Source organism: Mycobacterium sp. 852002-51971_SCH5477799-a, assembly GCF_001667145.1.
In the GTDB taxonomy this organism is placed as follows: Bacteria; Actinomycetota; Actinomycetes; order Mycobacteriales; family Mycobacteriaceae; genus Mycobacterium.
In genome coordinates this window covers 19274-33175 of sequence record NZ_LZIF01000079.1, presented here as the reverse complement: position 1 = coordinate 33175, position 13902 = coordinate 19274, and the positions used below count along the sequence as shown (strand labels likewise).

Here is a 13902-nt window from a genome sequence, read left to right as displayed (position 1 = left end):
GATGCATCCCCGGGCGGTCGGCCCGGCGCACTAGTGTTTCACGGATGGCGAGTCTGAACCTGAGCCCGCCTGCGGCGCGCTACCACGGTGATCAGGCCGTCGCGCCCGGGATGCTGGATTTCGCCGTCAACGTCCGGCACGGCAGACCGCCGGAATGGCTGCTGCGACGGCTGGCCGAGCGACTACCCGACCTGGCGCGCTACCCGAGCCTCGACGACGTCCACCGGGCGCAGGACGCGGTCGCCGAGCGGCACGGCCGGACCCGTGACGAGGTGCTGCCGCTGGCCGGCGTGGCCGAGGCGTTCGCCCTGCTGGCCAACCTGCGGCCGCAGCGGGCGGTGATCATCGCGCCGGCGTTCACCGAGCCGGCCGTCGCGCTGACCGCGGCCGGGGTGCCGGTGCACCACGTCGTGCTGGAGCCGCCGTTCGGCCTGGCCGGTGCCACCGTCCCCGACGACGCCGACCTCGTCGTGGTGGGTAATCCGACCAACCCCACCTCGGTGCTGCACACCCGCGAACAACTGCTGGCGTTGCGCCGGCCCGGGCGGATCCTGGTGGTCGACGAGGCCTTCGCCGACTCGATTCCCGGTGAGCCGCAATCGTTGGCCGGCGACGCGCTGCCCGACGTGCTGGTGCTGCGCAGTTTGACCAAGACGTGGGCACTGGCCGGGTTGCGGGTGGGCTACGCGCTGGCCGCCCCGCAGGTGTTGGCGCGGCTGAGCGCGCAGCGGGCGCACTGGCCGGTGGGGACGCTGCAGCTGACGGCCATCGCGCAGTGCTGCGGTCGGCGGGCCGTCGCCGACGCGGCCGCCGGGGCGAGTCGATTGACCCGGCTGCGCGCCGAGATGGTAGCCGGCCTGACGTCGGTGGGCGCCGAGGTGGTCGACGGCCGGGCTCCGTTCGTGCTGTTTCGCGCACCGGACGCGGTCCGGCTACGAAAAAGACTGCATGACAGGGGGATTGCCGTCCGCCGCTGTGATACGTTCGTCGGCTTGGACGAGCGATACCTGCGGGCCGCGGTGCGCCCCGAGTGGCCGCGACTGGTACAGGCGATTTCGGAGGCGGTCACGCCGGAGGGCATCGGGGGGCAGCGGTGAGCGTGAAGCTGGCCGAGGTGATCGCGCTGCTCGACGAGGCCTACCCGCCGCGGCTTGCCGAATCGTGGGATTCGGTGGGCCTGGTGTGCGGCGACCCCGACGACGAGCTGGACTCGGTGACCGTCGCGGTCGACGCGACACCGGCGGTCGTCGACGAGGTTCCCCGGGCGAGCCTGCTGCTGGCCCATCATCCGCTGCTGTTGCGCGGCGTGGATTCCGTGGCGGCCAGCACCCCCAAGGGCGCGCTGGTGCACCGGCTGATAAAGACCGGGCGTTCCCTGTTCACCGCGCACACCAATGCCGACTCGGCCCGCCCGGGCGTCTCCGATGCGCTGGCCGAGGCCCTGGGCCTTAGCGTCGAGGCGGTGCTCGAACCGGCATCGGGTGGGCCCGACCTCGACAAGTGGGTCGTCTACGTGCCTGCCGAGAACGTGGAAGCGGTGCGGGAGGCCGTGTTTGCGGCCGGCGCCGGCCACATCGGCGACTATTCGCACTGCAGCTGGACCGTCAGCGGTATCGGGCAGTTCCTGCCGCACCAAGGCGCCTCACCCGCGGTGGGCAGCGTCGGCAATGTCGAGCGCGTGGCCGAAGACCGGTTCGAGGTCGTCGCGCCCGCTCGATCCCGTGCCGCGGTGCTGGCGGCGATGCGCGCCGCCCACCCGTACGAGGAGCCCGCCTTCGACATCTTCGCGCTGGTGGCGCCGCCCAGCGACGCCGGGCTGGGCCGTATCGCGACATTGGCCCGCCCGGAACCGTTGCGCGAGTTCGTCTCCCGCGTCAGCGCAGCGTTGCCGCGAACATCCTGGGGAGTGCGGGCGGCGGGCGACCCCGATACGCCGGTGTCGCGGGTCGCCGTCTGCGGCGGCGCCGGAGATTCGTTGCTGGCCGCGGCGGCCGGTGCCGGTGTGCAGGCCTATGTCACGGCCGACCTGCGCCACCATCCGGCCGACGAACATCGCCGCGCCTCCGATGTGGCTCTGATCGATGTGGCACATTGGGCAAGTGAATTCCCTTGGTGTGAACAGGCCGCCGGGCTGCTGCGGTCGCGTTTCGGTGCCGAGCTCCCGGTGCGGGTGAGCTCGATTCGCACCGATCCGTGGAATGTCGAGCAGGTTCGCAACAAGTCCCAGGGGGATGGGTCATGAAAGCCGAAGTGGCACAACAGCGTTCGTTGCTGGAATTGTCGAAATTGGATGCCGAGTTGTCCCGGATCACGCACCGGGCCACGCATCTGCCGGAACAGCAGGCCTGCGAGCGGTTGCAGAAGGAATTCGAGGCGGCCGGGGATCGGTTGGCCACCCTGCGCATCGCCGTGGAAGACATCGACGCCCAGGCGTCGCGGCTCGAGGCCGAGATCGAGACGGTGCGCCAGCGCGAAGACCGCGACCGCTCGCTGCTGCAGTCGGGAGCGACCGACGCCAAGCAACTGTCGGATCTTCAGCACGAGCTGGAGACCCTGCAGCGTCGTCAAACCAGCCTGGAGGACTCGCTGCTGGAGGTGATGGAACAACGCGAGGAGCTGCAATCCCAGCTGGACGGCGAGCAGCAGACCCTCACGTCACTGGAGGCCGAGATGGCCAGCGCCCGCGAGGCTCTCGATGCCGCGCTCGCCGAGATCAGCGAGGCGCGCGAGCTTCAGTCCTCGCGACGTGACTCGCTGAGCGCCGAGCTGGACCCGGCGCTTTCCGCCCTCTACGAACGTCAGCGCGCCGGGGGAGGCGCGGGCGCCGGGCAGCTGATGGGGCGCCGGTGCGGGGCCTGCCGGCTCGAGATCGACCGCGGCGAGCTGTCCCGCATCTCGGCGGCGGCCGAGGACGATGTGGTGCGTTGCCCCGAATGCGGCGCGATCCTGCTGCGGGTCAGGGGTTTCGATCAGTGAAGGTCCTCATCGAGGCCGACGGCGGATCACGCGGCAATCCCGGACCGGCCGGATACGGTGCGGTGGTGTGGACGGCGGACCGCGCGACCGTGCTGGCGGAGGCCAAGCAGGCGATCGGCCGGGCAACCAACAACGTCGCCGAATACCGGGGCCTGATAGCTGGTTTGGACGACGCCCTGAACCTGGGCGCCACCGAGGCTGCGGTGTACCTGGATTCCAAGCTGCTGGTGGAACAGATGTCCGGTCGGTGGAAAGTCAAGCACCCCGACCTGATCGAGCTGCATGCCGAGGCCCGGAACCGGGCCAGGCGGTTCGCCAGCATCAGCTACTCGTGGATTCCACGGGAGCGCAACACGCACGCCGATCGGTTGGCCAACGAGGCGATGGACGCCGCCGCCGAGGTCGACGACGCGGCGGAAAAGCCCGGGCCGGCTGAACAATCCGACCCGGCGGAAAAGCCCGAAGCGCCCATGACCGTCCCGCCTCCGTCGGCGCCCGGCTGGACCGGCGCACGCGGCACTCCGACCCGCCTGCTGTTGCTGCGACACGGCCAGACCGAGTTGTCGGTGCAGCGCCGCTATTCGGGCCGGGGCAACCCGGCGCTCACCGAGCTGGGGCGGCGGCAGGCGGATGCGGCGGCGCGTTACCTGGCGCAGCGCGGAGGGATTTCGGCGGTCTTCGCCTCGCCGTTGCAACGGGCTTATGACACCGCGGCGGCGGCGGCCAAGGCGCTGGGCCTGGACGTGACCGTCGATGACGACTTGATCGAAACGGATTTCGGTTCCTGGGAAGGGCTGACGTTCGCCGAGGCCGCCGAGCGCGATCCCGAGCTGCACGGTCGCTGGCTGCGCGACACCAGCACCGCACCGCCGGGCGGGGAGAGCTTCGACGCGGTGGCCGATCGCGTATCGAGGGTCCGTGACCGGATCGTCGCCACGCAGCGGGGCACGACGGTGCTGGTGGTCTCGCACGTGACACCCATCAAGATGCTGCTGCGCGAGGCGCTGGACGCCGGCCCCGGCATCCTGTACCGCCTGCATCTCGACCTGGCATCGTTGAGCATCGCCGAGTTCTATTCCGACGGAGCGTCTTCGGTGCGGCTGGTCAACCAGACGGCGTATCTGTAAACGTCACTCCCGTTCTTGGTTGAGTCGCGGGATCAGGCCGCCGGCCAACACATCTTCGACTTGTCGCGGCGAGAGTCGATGCCGCACCGCGAACGACGACTTCTTGCCGGCGTTGTCGACCTGCAGGACATCCTCTTTGTCGATCGCGTTCAGATTCTGGAAGCGAAGCGTGTCGTCTTGGTCGATCGAGTCGTAGTCGTCGGGATTTTCGAACTCGAGCGCCAAAATGCCATAGTTGGCCAGGTTTTGCCAGTGGATGCGCGCGAACGACTTGGCGATGACCACGCGCAACCCCAAATAACGCGGTGCGATCGCGGCATGCTCACGCGATGAGCCTTGGCCGTAGTTCTCCCCGGCGACGATGACGTGCCCACTGTCGTCGGCCTTTTGCGCCCGCTCAGGGTAGGAGTCGTCGATTCGGGTGAAGCTGAACATCGCGAGCTTCGGGATGTTGGACCGTAGCGGTAGGGCCTGCACGCCGGCCGGCGAGATCTCGTCGGTGGAGACGTTGTCACCGACCTTGAGCAGCACCGGCGCCTCGAGTTCGTCCGGCAGCGGCGACAATTCGGGCAGGCTGGAGATGTTGGGCCCCTTCACGGGTTCGACACGCTGTGCCTCCTCGGCGTCGAGCGGAGGCACCAGCATCGCGGTGTTGATGGAGTTGCGCTCGGGCAGAACGAGTTTCGGGTACTCCATCTGCTCCTCTTTGGCCCAGTCCCGCGGGTCGGTGATCACTCCCGTCAGCGCCGATGCCGCGGCGGTCTCGGGCGAGCACAGCCAGACCGCGTCCTCCTTGGTGCCTGACCGGCCGGGGAAGTTGCGGGGCATCGTGCGCAGCGAGTTGCGACCGACCGCGGGGGCTTGGCCCATGCCGATGCACCCCATGCAGCCGGCCTGGTGGATGCGTGCGCCGGCCACTACCAAATCCAGCGTCGCGCCCATCTTGGTCAGGTCGGCCAGGATCTCGCGCGACGTCGGGTTGATGTCGAAGCTGACTTGGGGGGCCGTCTGGCGTCCCGCCACTATCGCGGCCGCGATCGCGAAATCGCGCAAGCCGGGGTTGGCGCTCGAACCGATCACGGCCTGGGCGATCTCCTCGCCGGCCACCTCGCGAACCGGCACCACGTTGCCCGGTGACGACGGTTTGGCGATGAGCGGCTCGATCTGCGACAAGTCGATCGTGTCCTCGACGTCGTAGCCCGCGTCGTCGTCGGCCAGCAGCTCCGTCCAGTCGTCCTCGCGTCCCTCGGCGCGCAGGAATTCGCGAACGGCTTCGTCGCTGGGAAACACCGTCGTCGTGGCGCCGAGTTCGGCTCCCATGTTGGCGATGACGTGGCGGTCCATCGCCGTCAGCGTCGCCAGGCCGGGACCGTGATACTCGATGATCCGGTTCACCCCGCCCTTGACGTCATGGCGGCGCAGCATCTCCAAGATCACGTCTTTGGCCGAACACCACTGGGGCAGCTCGCCGTCGAGGCGCACACCCCAGACCTCGGGCATCCGGATGTGCAGTGGCCGGCCGGTAATCGCGAGCGCCACCTCGAGACCGCCGACACCGATCGCGAGCATGCCCAGCGAACCGGCCGCCGGAGTGTGGGAGTCGGAACCCACCATCGTCTTGCCGGGGATGCCGAAGCGCTGCATGTGGGTTGGGTGCGAGACTCCGTTGCCCGGCTTGGAGAACCACAGGCCGAAGCGCTGCGCCGCAGTGCGCAGGTATTCGTGATCCTCGGCGTTCTTCTCGTCGCCCTGCAGCAGGTTGTGATCGACATACTGCACGCTCACCTCGGTGCGGGCGCGATCGAGTCCGAGCGCCTCGAGTTCCTGCATCACCAGCGTGCCGGTCGCATCCTGGGTCAGCGTCTGATCGATGCGGATCGCGATCTCTTCTCCCGGCGACATCTCCCCGGACTCCAGATGCGAGCTGATCAGCTTGTGCGCGACGTTCATGGCCATATCCGGGGGTTACCCCGGTCCGGCGTGTTCTAGCGCGATTCGAATAGCCGACGTTTGGCGTCGGCCGACGCGTCAACGAGCCAGCGTGATGGCGCTTTCCGGGCAGTTCTGTTCGGCCGTGGCGGCCTGCGATTCCAGGTCACCGGACACCTCGTCGACGAGCAGCACGCAGTGGCCGACCTCGTCGGCGTCAAAGACGTCGGGTGCCAGGGTGTAGCAGCGCCCGTGCCCGGTGCACCGGCCCGGGTCGACGGCTACGCGGGCCATCTGCGCCGCTCCTCATCGCTTCGCTCTGCATCGTCGCCGGCGCGGGTCACGACACCGGAAACACCAGCGGCAGCGACTCCACGGAGCGCAGCGCGGCGGTGTAGGAGAGCTCGGCGCCGGGTTTGATCTCGTAATCCGGTATGCGCCGGTGGAATTCGCGCAGCGCCACCCGCAGCTCCATGCGGGCCAGGTGCGAGCCGAGGCAACGGTGCGGTCCGCCGCCGAACGCCCGGTGCCGGTTGGGATTGCGGGTGAAGTCCACCAGCTCCGGGTCGGGGAACTCTGCCGGGTCGGTGTTGGCGGCCCCCAGCAACGGGCTGACCCGTTCCCCTTTGCTGATCGGACACCCGCCGACCTCGACGTCCTGGATGGCGACGCGGGCGACGCCGGGCACTGGTGTTTCCCAACGCAACAACTCCTCGACCGCACCGGGCAGGACGTCGGGTTGCTGGACAAGCTGATGACGGTGATCCGGGTGACGCGCCAGGTACACGAAGAAACAGTCGAGCGAGTCGGTGACCGTGTCCAGTCCGGCGATCAGGAACAGGAAGCAGATGTCGAGCAGCTCGTCGCGCGACAGGGGCTGGCCCGCACCGTCTTTGAAGTTCGCGGCGATCATTGCCGACAACACGTCGTCGCGGGGGCTGGCGATGTGGTCGTCGATGGCGCGGTCGAAGTATTCGTAGATCTGTTGGGCCACGCCCGCGGAACTCTCGTGGCGGCGGTCGAAACCGGAGTCGCCCTCCGGCCGGATTACGCCGTCCTTCCACACCAGGAATTGGTCGAGGTCGTCGAGCGGCAGGCCGAGCAGCTGCAGAAAGACGGTGCAGGGTAGCGGCACCGCGAACTCGGTGTGGAAGTCGCACTCGCCCCGGCCGGCGAAGCGATCGATCATCTCGTTGACCAGCTCGGTGACGCGTGGTTCGCGTCGGGCCATCTCCCGCGGAGTGAAGAGGGGATCGAGGATGCGCCGGTACTTCGCGTGCTCGGGCGGGTCGATTTGGAGTGGGATCAGTGGCCGCACGTTGCCCAGGTCGACTGCGTCCATGTTCGACGAGAACAGCTCGGTGTGTTTGAGCGCCATTTCGATGTCGGCCAGGCGGCTGAGAACGACCGCCTGCGGCGACCGGAATACCGGGCTGGTTTCGCGCAGCGCCTTGTACATCGGTTGCGGCTCCGCGAGTCCCGTCCGGGTCTGGTCGACGAAACTTTCGGCTTCTGTCATGCGGTCAGCCTGGCACCGACCCGCCTATTGGGCAATGGGCTAATACGCATCAATCATGCAGGTGGAGCCGCTCGCCGTGCGGTCCGAAGATGACAATGGCCTCCACCGGCCGGTCCACCACGCCGAACCAGTGCGGCGTCCACGTCGAGAACTCGACGGCTTGGCCCGGGTCGATGGTGAAGTCGCGTTCGCCCAGGATGAGCCGCAACCGGCCCGCCAGCACATACATCCAGTCCTGGCCCTCGTGCACCGGCAGCTCGGCCGGTGGCGTGCGGCGCCGAGCGCTGACCCGGACCTTGAATGCGTGCAGGCCCCCCGCGGGGCCCTGGCGGGTCAGCGGCCAATAGGTGACGCCGTGATGGGTGTGCGCGGTGCCGCGCACCCTCGGGTCGGGCGTTGGCGGCGCCTGCAACAGCTCGTCGGTGCTCACGGCCAGGGCCCGGGCCAGTCGCGGCAGGTGATCCAGTGCCAGCCGGCGCTTCCCGGATTCGAGACGGCTGAGCGTCGAGACGTCGATGCCAGCGCGCTCGCCCACCTCTTGTAGCGTCAGGCCGCGCTGCACGCGCAGTTCCCGCAGTCGCCGCCGCACCAGGGTATCGATGCCGGGTGTAGTTTTTGCCTGCATGGCAAATCAGCTTGGCAAACCCGCAGCGGGTAGGCAAGCTCGCGGTGTGGAGAACTCTTGCAAACCTGATGACGCCCAGCAATTCTGGGAGGAGCGCTACCGCTCGGCGGAGCGGGTGTGGAGCGGACGGGTCAATCCTCGCCTGGCCGAGGTGGCCACCGGCCTGCCGGTCGGCCGGGCGCTCGATCTGGGCTGCGGGGAAGGGGCCGACGCGTTGTGGCTGGCCGAGCGCGGCTGGGAGGTGGTGGCCGTCGATATCTCGGCCACCGCGCTGCAACGCGCCACCGAGGCCGCGGCGGCACGGAACATGCTGGAACACATCGATTTTCAGCGCCACGATCTCAACGAAAGCTTCCCGGAGGGCACCTTCGATCTGGTGTCCGCGCAGTACCTGCACTCACCGGCGCGATTGGAACGCGACGGGGTGTTGCAAAGGGCGGCCGAGCGGGTGAATCGTGGCGGTGTGCTGTTGATCGTCGACCATGGAGCGCCCCCGCCGTGGGCAGAGCATCGCGATCACCACTTCGAGGACATCGACGAGGTCCTCGCGTCGCTGCACCTGGACGCGCCGCGCTGGACGCGGCTGCGGACCGAGGCACTCGAGCGCGAAATGGTGGGTCCGAACGGCGAAGTCGGCATGATGGCCGACAATCTGATGGTGCTGCGGCGAACCGGGTAGCCCGCCTACGCCGCGTCGTGGAAGATGAGCCCCATGGCATAACGCTCCCCGGAGCGAACGACCGAGACGCCGTGGCGCACCGGCGCCGCGGACCAACCCCGGGCCGACCGCACCGGCCGCTCCCGGGTGGTGAAGACATACCCGTGTCCCTGCGGCAGTTGTGTTGCCATGCCGCGGGATTGGGCTCGCAGCCGTTGTTCGACGAGCAGGAACTCGCCGCCGGTGTAGTCGGTGTCGGGGTTGCTCAGGTTGATGACCACCTGGAGCGGAAAGATCAACTCGCCATACAAATCCCGATGCAAGGCATTCCAGTCGCCCGCACCGTATTTCAGCATCAGCGCAGTCGATCTGCCCTGGCCGGCGGCGTGGCAGGTCGCCAGCCATTCGTCGAGGCTGTCCGGCCAGGGTGCGTCGCGGCCGAGCTTGCCCCACCAATCGCGCGCTATCGGCAGCAGCCGGGGGTAGAGCGCCTGTTTGAGCTGTTCGATCGGTTCGGGGTAGGGCGCGTGGAAATAGCGGTATTGGCCGGCGCCATAGCGTTTGGGGGCCATGTCAATGGTCGACCGAAACAGCTCGTCGTCGGCGTAGAGCTTGCGCAGCCGGGCCGCTTCGGCGGGCGTGACCAGCCGCGGCAGCAGCGCGCCGCCGTACTCGTCGACCGCGGTGGCGATGGCGTCCCAATCGCCTATGTCGACGCGCTTTTTCCATCGGTCCATCAGGTCCACGATAGAGCCGCGCGGGCCATAGTTGCTGGCCCCAGCATGGGTGCAGGTAGTACCGTGGATCGTCGCGGACGAGTTGGCCGGGCGGCCGCGGACCGTCGCAAGCGGTTCGAGGAAAGTCCGGACTTCACAGAGCAGGGTGATTGCTAACGGCAATCCGAGGTGACTCGCGGGAAAGTGCCACAGAAATCAGACCGCCACCCTCGCGGTGGTAAGGGTGAAACGGTGCGGTAAGAGCGCACCAGCATCCCGGGTGACCGGGGTGGCTAGGCAAACCCCACCCGAAGCAAGGCCAAGAAGGCCGCGCCGAAAGGCGCGGCCGCGCAGGCGCTCGAGGGCTGCTCGCCCGAGCCTGCGGGTAGGCCGCTCGAGGCACCCGGTGACGGTGTGTCCAGATGGATGGTCGCCGCCGCGCCGCCGTTGCTTATGCGCGGCGGCGGGGAACAGAATCCGGCTTACAGGCCAACTCGTCCGCCTTCTAATGTCCCGCTTTGCGGACCGCTTTGGCGAGTTTGCGCAAGGTGTCGTCGAGTTCGTCGCGGCAGCGGTCGGCCAGGTCGGCCTCGCGCTGATACAGCAGCCCGTAGGTGAAGGTGTCCTCGCCGGCGGCGTGCGCGGCCTCGGCCTCCTGCCTGAGGTGTTCGCGGCTGACGACGCTGTCCTGATGGTCGCCGAGCAGCGACTGCACCGCCTTGGCCTGCTCGGACACCCCGGCCGCGCCGGTGGCGGCGGCGGTGTAGCGAAGTCGCTTGGCGCGCTTGCGGATTCGATGTATCGCCTCGTCGCGTTGGTGTTGGTCGCCCGGGTGCTCGCGGTCGACCTGCGCGGCGGCCTTGTGGGCCTTGCGGACCTTCTTGTACGCGGCGTCGATGGTGACCGGGGCCTGTTCCTCGACCATCGCGGCGCCGGGGGTTTCGGCCGCAATCAGATCGAGGGAGTCCAGTAGGCGGAAGTACCGCTGCGAGCGCATGGCGATCAATGACCGGCGCAGCCCGACCTGGTAGCGCCGCTGGGCACCCCCGACCAGACGTTCGCGCACCGGTCCGCGAACCAATTCCGGTGCGAGCAAGTCCAAATCGCGCTCGTATCGCTCGGCGAGCACCTCGGCGTCGCGGGCCACACCCAGAATTCCGGCGAGCTCACGCAACTCGTCCAGAACCCAGCCCTCGTCGGGCAATCCGAATGACTCTTGGTAGTCGCGCAGCAGGCTGCGCAGCTTGCGGGTGGTCACCCGCATCTGGTGAATGGAGTCGTAGGCGTCGGCGCGCACCGCGCGATCCCACACCACAAGCTCGCGTACTTGCTCGGCGATCGCGCGCTGCAGCGGATCCTCGGAAGGCTGAGCGCCGTTGGGCGGCGTGGCGCCGAGCACCCGCGCCAGCTTGGAGCCGTGACCTGCCGGTACGGCGCCGGCGTCTAATAGCCGGTTGCCCAATCGGTTCAGCAGCTCGACGCCGGCTGTTCCGTTGGCGAGTCCGCTCGCTTCGAGAAGCTCCAATTCCCACTCGCGCCATTCCTGTTCGGTTGGCGCCGAGTCGGTGTCTTCGGATCCCCGGGTCGCCCACGCTGTGACGTGGTCGTTGCTGAACTCGGCCAGCGCGGTGCCCGCGGCGTCGTACAGCACTTGGCTGTCGCGCCGGGTGGTGATGCGTGCGACCGGCTGCAGCGGGCGGTCGCGGACGATTGCCAGCACTACATCCGTCAGCTCGGCGGGCACGGAATCGTTTCCGCCCGAGGCGTCCAGCGGTAGGCGGACCTCGGTTCGGGAATCCGGACCGGCCGGCAGCTTCAGGTGCCAGCCCGCGTCGGAGCCACCGGTACGGCGGCGCAGGGTGATCTTGTTGCGCGCCAAATCGTGTATGGGGGTGTCGAAGTACGTCGCATCCAGGGTTTGCGTCGGCGACTTCTCGACGTGGGCAACCGCGGCGATCCCTTCGAACGAGGGTGACACGGTGGATTCGACTACGTCGAACTTGCGCTCGACCTCGAGATAACGCGAGGGCTGCGGCGCTTTTGCAGGCATCTTCTTGGGCTCCGTTGCGGGCGCGTCACCGCGGCCGTGAATGGACGGTGGGAAATGAGCACCCATAGCCTGCCATACAAAAGCGACGTGCCCGCCGCGGATCGTCCGGTGGGTGAAGCGCCCGTCGCGGCCGCCGTTATGGCGGGGGAGGAGCCGTCGTGTCGTCCTCCGGCAGCGGCGCATAGACGGCCGGCGGTGGAACATAGCGTTGGATGTTGTCGGCGATATTGGTGCACCCGCTGACGGAGACGCGTCGCCCGGCGTTCACGCAAACGGTCGCCTCCGACCGATCGGCGGAGTGCGCGACAAGGATGCCGGGAGTTGCGGCCAGGCCGGCGAGCACTAGCACTGCGGCAAACCAGCGGCGCCGTTTCATTTGCGGTCTCCTTCCTGCCATTCGAAAAACATTCTGCCGTCGGGGGGCGACGGGCGGGCCGAGATTGAAGTATTTGTTTGCCAGCCGATTAGCGCATGCGTGGCGAAAAAACCCTTATGGTTTGCGGTACGAGCTACGGCCGCGGTTGCGGAAGCGGAGATGAAGGAGCGTTCCCATGGTGTCTTTTGTTCGCCCCACGGTCCGGGTCGTCGCCGACGCAATGGCGGTCGGCGCGGTAAGTGCGGCAATGCTGTTGGCGACGGCGGGTTCGGCTGCCGCGGACTGGCCGATGGACGATCCGGAACCGACGCCGTCGTCGCAACCGAATTGCACGGCCGCCGATCTTGCCCAGGTGTCGTCGGGCGTGGCCGCGGCGACGTCGGACTATTTGTTCGCGCACCCGGACGTCAACGCGTACATCACCGGTTTGAAGGGGCAGCCCCGTGATGACTCGCGTGCCCAGTTGAAGCAGTACATGGATGCCAACCCGCAGACCCACGCCGACCTCGAGGGCCTTCGCCAGCCGTTGACCGATTTCCAGAATCGGTGCCGCTGACCGTTTGCCGTCAGCCGGCCGGTGGTGGTGGCGGCTGCTGCATGTGTATCGCCAGGTCGCTCAACTCCAGAATCGTCTGCATTTCGGCGTCGCGGAATGGCCGTCCGTCGGGACCCAGCAGATCGTGAAACCACTCCTGCGGCATCGCAGGGTCCGGCTTCGGGTGGTCCCAGGAATCCCAGGGGAAGAATGTCTGCGTCTTCCCGGCGACCAGACCCCAGTTGAACGCGCCGACTCCTGCCCTCTTTGCGATCGGCAGGATGCCCTGCACCGTGCTGCCCAGCGGGCGGGCCATGTACTCGGTGCACAGGATCGGGCGGCCCAGCGGGACGAGCTCGGCGATTCGTCGCTCGAACTCCGCGGGCTCGGCGTAGTTGTGGAACGTGATGATGTCGGAGTTGTCGAGCTGGATGCCATTGATGACGCTGCGGCGTCCCGGGTCGGCCCACTCGCCGTGCCAGACGCCACTGGTCAACGGCTGGCAGGGATCAACCAGCCGCGCCCACTCGAACACCTGGGGCAGCAACTGGGCGACCAGGTCCACCTTGTCTTTGCGCTCGACCGAGGCGTAGGCGTCCGCGGGGTTGTCGAGCTCGTTCCACAGGTCCCACCCCAGGATGCGGTCGTCACTGCGGAATTGCGTCAAAACTCCGGTGAGATAGCCGCGCATGGTGCGCAGGTAGCCGCGATCGTCCAGGCGTGCCGCCCCCGGGCTCTGCACCCAGCCGGAGTTGTGGATGCCCGGCCGCGGCGCGCGCTGTGGGCCCACCTGGGGGAACGGATCCCAGCACGAATCGAACAAGACGAACAGCGGTTTGATGCCGTGGCGCGCGGCGATGTCGACGAACCTGGCGAGACGGCCCTGAAACCCGCGATAGTCCTGCGCCCACAGCTGGTCGTGCAGGAAGACCCGGATCGCGTTGAACCCGTTGGCCCGCGCCCAGCCCAGTTCGGTATCGATGCGCGGGGGGTCGAAGGTTTCGCGCTGAAACATCTCCAGCTGATTGATCGCGTTGGAAGTGATGTAGTTCGCGCCGACCGGCCAGCCCTGCGCCTGATACCAGCGGTTGGCGCGCTCCGCCGACCACCTGCCTGCTTGCGGCGTGGTGCGAGGCGGTTCGGCGGACGCGCGTGGTGAATGGGCCAAAGCCATGCCTCCCGCCGCGAGAAGCGGCAACGTCAGCACCATTCGACGGCGCACGAAGTCACCGCGATTCCCCCGGTCGATGTGGGCCACCCCTGCTCGTCAGAGTTCGGATCGTCTCCGCGAGCCATCGTACATCCCTGTACCGCAACGCTTTTCAGCGGTTTCGTTGCGACGGCAATAACGTCGTCAACCAGGCGCGAACCTCAGTCCGGCGACGGAAACG

Annotated in this window: 14 protein-coding genes and 1 other RNA gene; 7 read left to right on the top strand and 8 right to left on the bottom strand. The window is 67.9% G+C overall.

The genetic code is table 11. The annotated features are described in order from the left end of the window. Positions 1-44: 44 nt before the first annotated feature. From cobC to A5753_RS09405, 4 genes are read left to right on the top strand one after another with little or no spacing between them, the layout of a single operon-like run. A complete protein-coding gene (gene cobC, locus A5753_RS09420) occupies positions 45-1097 on the top strand; it encodes an Rv2231c family pyridoxal phosphate-dependent protein CobC (RefSeq protein WP_067126200.1) in 1053 nt (350 codons plus the stop codon). Continuing rightward, positions 1094-2242, top strand: a complete 1149-nt coding sequence (locus A5753_RS09415; protein WP_067126197.1) for a Nif3-like dinuclear metal center hexameric protein — start codon at positions 1094-1096, stop codon at positions 2240-2242. The genes cobC and A5753_RS09415 overlap by 4 nt, the downstream gene beginning before the upstream one ends. After that, a complete protein-coding gene (locus tag A5753_RS09410) occupies positions 2239-2976 on the top strand; it encodes a zinc ribbon domain-containing protein (protein ID WP_067126192.1) in 738 nt (245 codons plus the stop codon). The genes A5753_RS09415 and A5753_RS09410 overlap by 4 nt, the downstream gene beginning before the upstream one ends. Continuing rightward, a complete protein-coding gene (locus tag A5753_RS09405) occupies positions 2973-4103 on the top strand; it encodes a bifunctional RNase H/acid phosphatase (protein WP_067126187.1) in 1131 nt (376 codons plus the stop codon). The genes A5753_RS09410 and A5753_RS09405 overlap by 4 nt, the downstream gene beginning before the upstream one ends. Before the next feature lie 3 nt (positions 4104-4106). Here the strand turns inward: A5753_RS09405 and A5753_RS09400 are convergent, their stop codons facing one another. From A5753_RS09400 to A5753_RS09385, 4 genes are all read right to left on the bottom strand, one after another. Continuing rightward, positions 4107-6059 (bottom strand): aconitate hydratase, encoded by a 1953-nt coding sequence (locus A5753_RS09400; RefSeq protein ID WP_067126186.1) that lies wholly within the window; start codon positions 6057-6059, stop codon positions 4107-4109. 72 nt (positions 6060-6131) lie between these two features. Further along, the gene (locus A5753_RS09395) at positions 6132-6326 is read right to left on the bottom strand and encodes a ferredoxin (RefSeq protein ID WP_067126183.1); all 195 of its coding nucleotides are present in this window, start codon (positions 6324-6326) and stop codon (positions 6132-6134) included. A gap of 46 nt (positions 6327-6372) precedes the next feature. After that, positions 6373-7551 (bottom strand): cytochrome P450, encoded by a 1179-nt coding sequence (locus A5753_RS09390; RefSeq protein WP_067126180.1) that lies wholly within the window; start codon positions 7549-7551, stop codon positions 6373-6375. A 49-nt stretch (positions 7552-7600) separates the two neighbouring features. Further along, on the bottom strand, positions 7601-8176 hold the full coding sequence (locus A5753_RS09385) for a helix-turn-helix domain-containing protein (RefSeq protein ID WP_067126177.1): 576 nt from the start codon (positions 8174-8176) through the stop codon (positions 7601-7603). Positions 8177-8222: 46 nt separating this feature from the next. Between A5753_RS09385 and A5753_RS09380 the strand changes: the two genes are divergently transcribed. Continuing rightward, positions 8223-8855: a bifunctional 2-polyprenyl-6-hydroxyphenol methylase/3-demethylubiquinol 3-O-methyltransferase UbiG gene (locus A5753_RS09380; RefSeq protein ID WP_067126171.1), complete on the top strand. Its 633-nt coding sequence runs from the start codon at positions 8223-8225 to the stop codon at positions 8853-8855. A gap of 5 nt (positions 8856-8860) precedes the next feature. Here A5753_RS09380 and A5753_RS09375 read toward each other — a convergent pair whose 3' ends face one another. After that, complete coding sequence (locus A5753_RS09375; protein WP_067126165.1) at positions 8861-9571, bottom strand: 2OG-Fe(II) oxygenase; 711 nt, start codon at positions 9569-9571, stop codon at positions 8861-8863. 78 nt (positions 9572-9649) lie between these two features. Between A5753_RS09375 and rnpB the strand changes: the two genes are divergently transcribed. After that, positions 9650-10051, top strand: an RNA gene (gene rnpB / locus A5753_RS09370) — RNase P RNA component class A. Between the two features lie 4 nt (positions 10052-10055). On the opposite strand, the gene A5753_RS09365 is transcribed toward rnpB, so the two are convergent. Both A5753_RS09365 and A5753_RS09360 read right to left on the bottom strand, forming a co-directional pair. Further along, complete coding sequence (locus A5753_RS09365) at positions 10056-11600, bottom strand: CYTH and CHAD domain-containing protein (protein ID WP_067126265.1); 1545 nt, start codon at positions 11598-11600, stop codon at positions 10056-10058. A gap of 136 nt (positions 11601-11736) precedes the next feature. Further along, positions 11737-11976: a hypothetical protein gene (locus tag A5753_RS09360; protein WP_067126163.1), complete on the bottom strand. Its 240-nt coding sequence runs from the start codon at positions 11974-11976 to the stop codon at positions 11737-11739. A gap of 175 nt (positions 11977-12151) precedes the next feature. Between A5753_RS09360 and A5753_RS09355 the strand changes: the two genes are divergently transcribed. Next, complete coding sequence (locus A5753_RS09355; RefSeq protein WP_369829305.1) at positions 12152-12532, top strand: heme-binding protein; 381 nt, start codon at positions 12152-12154, stop codon at positions 12530-12532. Positions 12533-12542: 10 nt separating this feature from the next. On the opposite strand, the gene A5753_RS09350 is transcribed toward A5753_RS09355, so the two are convergent. Next, complete coding sequence (locus A5753_RS09350) at positions 12543-13733, bottom strand: 1,4-beta-xylanase (protein WP_067126261.1); 1191 nt, start codon at positions 13731-13733, stop codon at positions 12543-12545. Positions 13734-13902 lie beyond the last annotated feature (169 nt).

What these genes read in the sequence shown, in the direction of transcription:
- cobC (WP_067126200.1), top strand. Translation starts at nt 45, where the DNA reads ATGGCGAGTCTGAACCTGAGCCCGCCTGCGGCGCGCTACCACGGTGAT.
- A5753_RS09410 (WP_067126192.1), top strand. Translation starts at nt 2,239, where the DNA reads ATGAAAGCCGAAGTGGCACAACAGCGTTCGTTGCTGGAATTGTCGAAA.
- A5753_RS09400 (WP_067126186.1), bottom strand. Translation starts at nt 6,059, where the DNA reads ATGGCCATGAACGTCGCGCACAAGCTGATCAGCTCGCATCTGGAGTCC.
- A5753_RS09395 (WP_067126183.1), bottom strand. Translation starts at nt 6,326, where the DNA reads ATGGCCCGCGTAGCCGTCGACCCGGGCCGGTGCACCGGGCACGGGCGC.
- A5753_RS09390 (WP_067126180.1), bottom strand. Translation starts at nt 7,551, where the DNA reads ATGACAGAAGCCGAAAGTTTCGTCGACCAGACCCGGACGGGACTCGCG.
- A5753_RS09385 (WP_067126177.1), bottom strand. Translation starts at nt 8,176, where the DNA reads ATGCAGGCAAAAACTACACCCGGCATCGATACCCTGGTGCGGCGGCGA.
- A5753_RS09375 (WP_067126165.1), bottom strand. Translation starts at nt 9,571, where the DNA reads ATGGACCGATGGAAAAAGCGCGTCGACATAGGCGATTGGGACGCCATC.
- A5753_RS09365 (WP_067126265.1), bottom strand. Translation starts at nt 11,600, where the DNA reads ATGCCTGCAAAAGCGCCGCAGCCCTCGCGTTATCTCGAGGTCGAGCGC.
- A5753_RS09360 (WP_067126163.1), bottom strand. Translation starts at nt 11,976, where the DNA reads ATGAAACGGCGCCGCTGGTTTGCCGCAGTGCTAGTGCTCGCCGGCCTG.
- A5753_RS09355 (WP_369829305.1), top strand. Translation starts at nt 12,152, where the DNA reads ATGGTGTCTTTTGTTCGCCCCACGGTCCGGGTCGTCGCCGACGCAATG.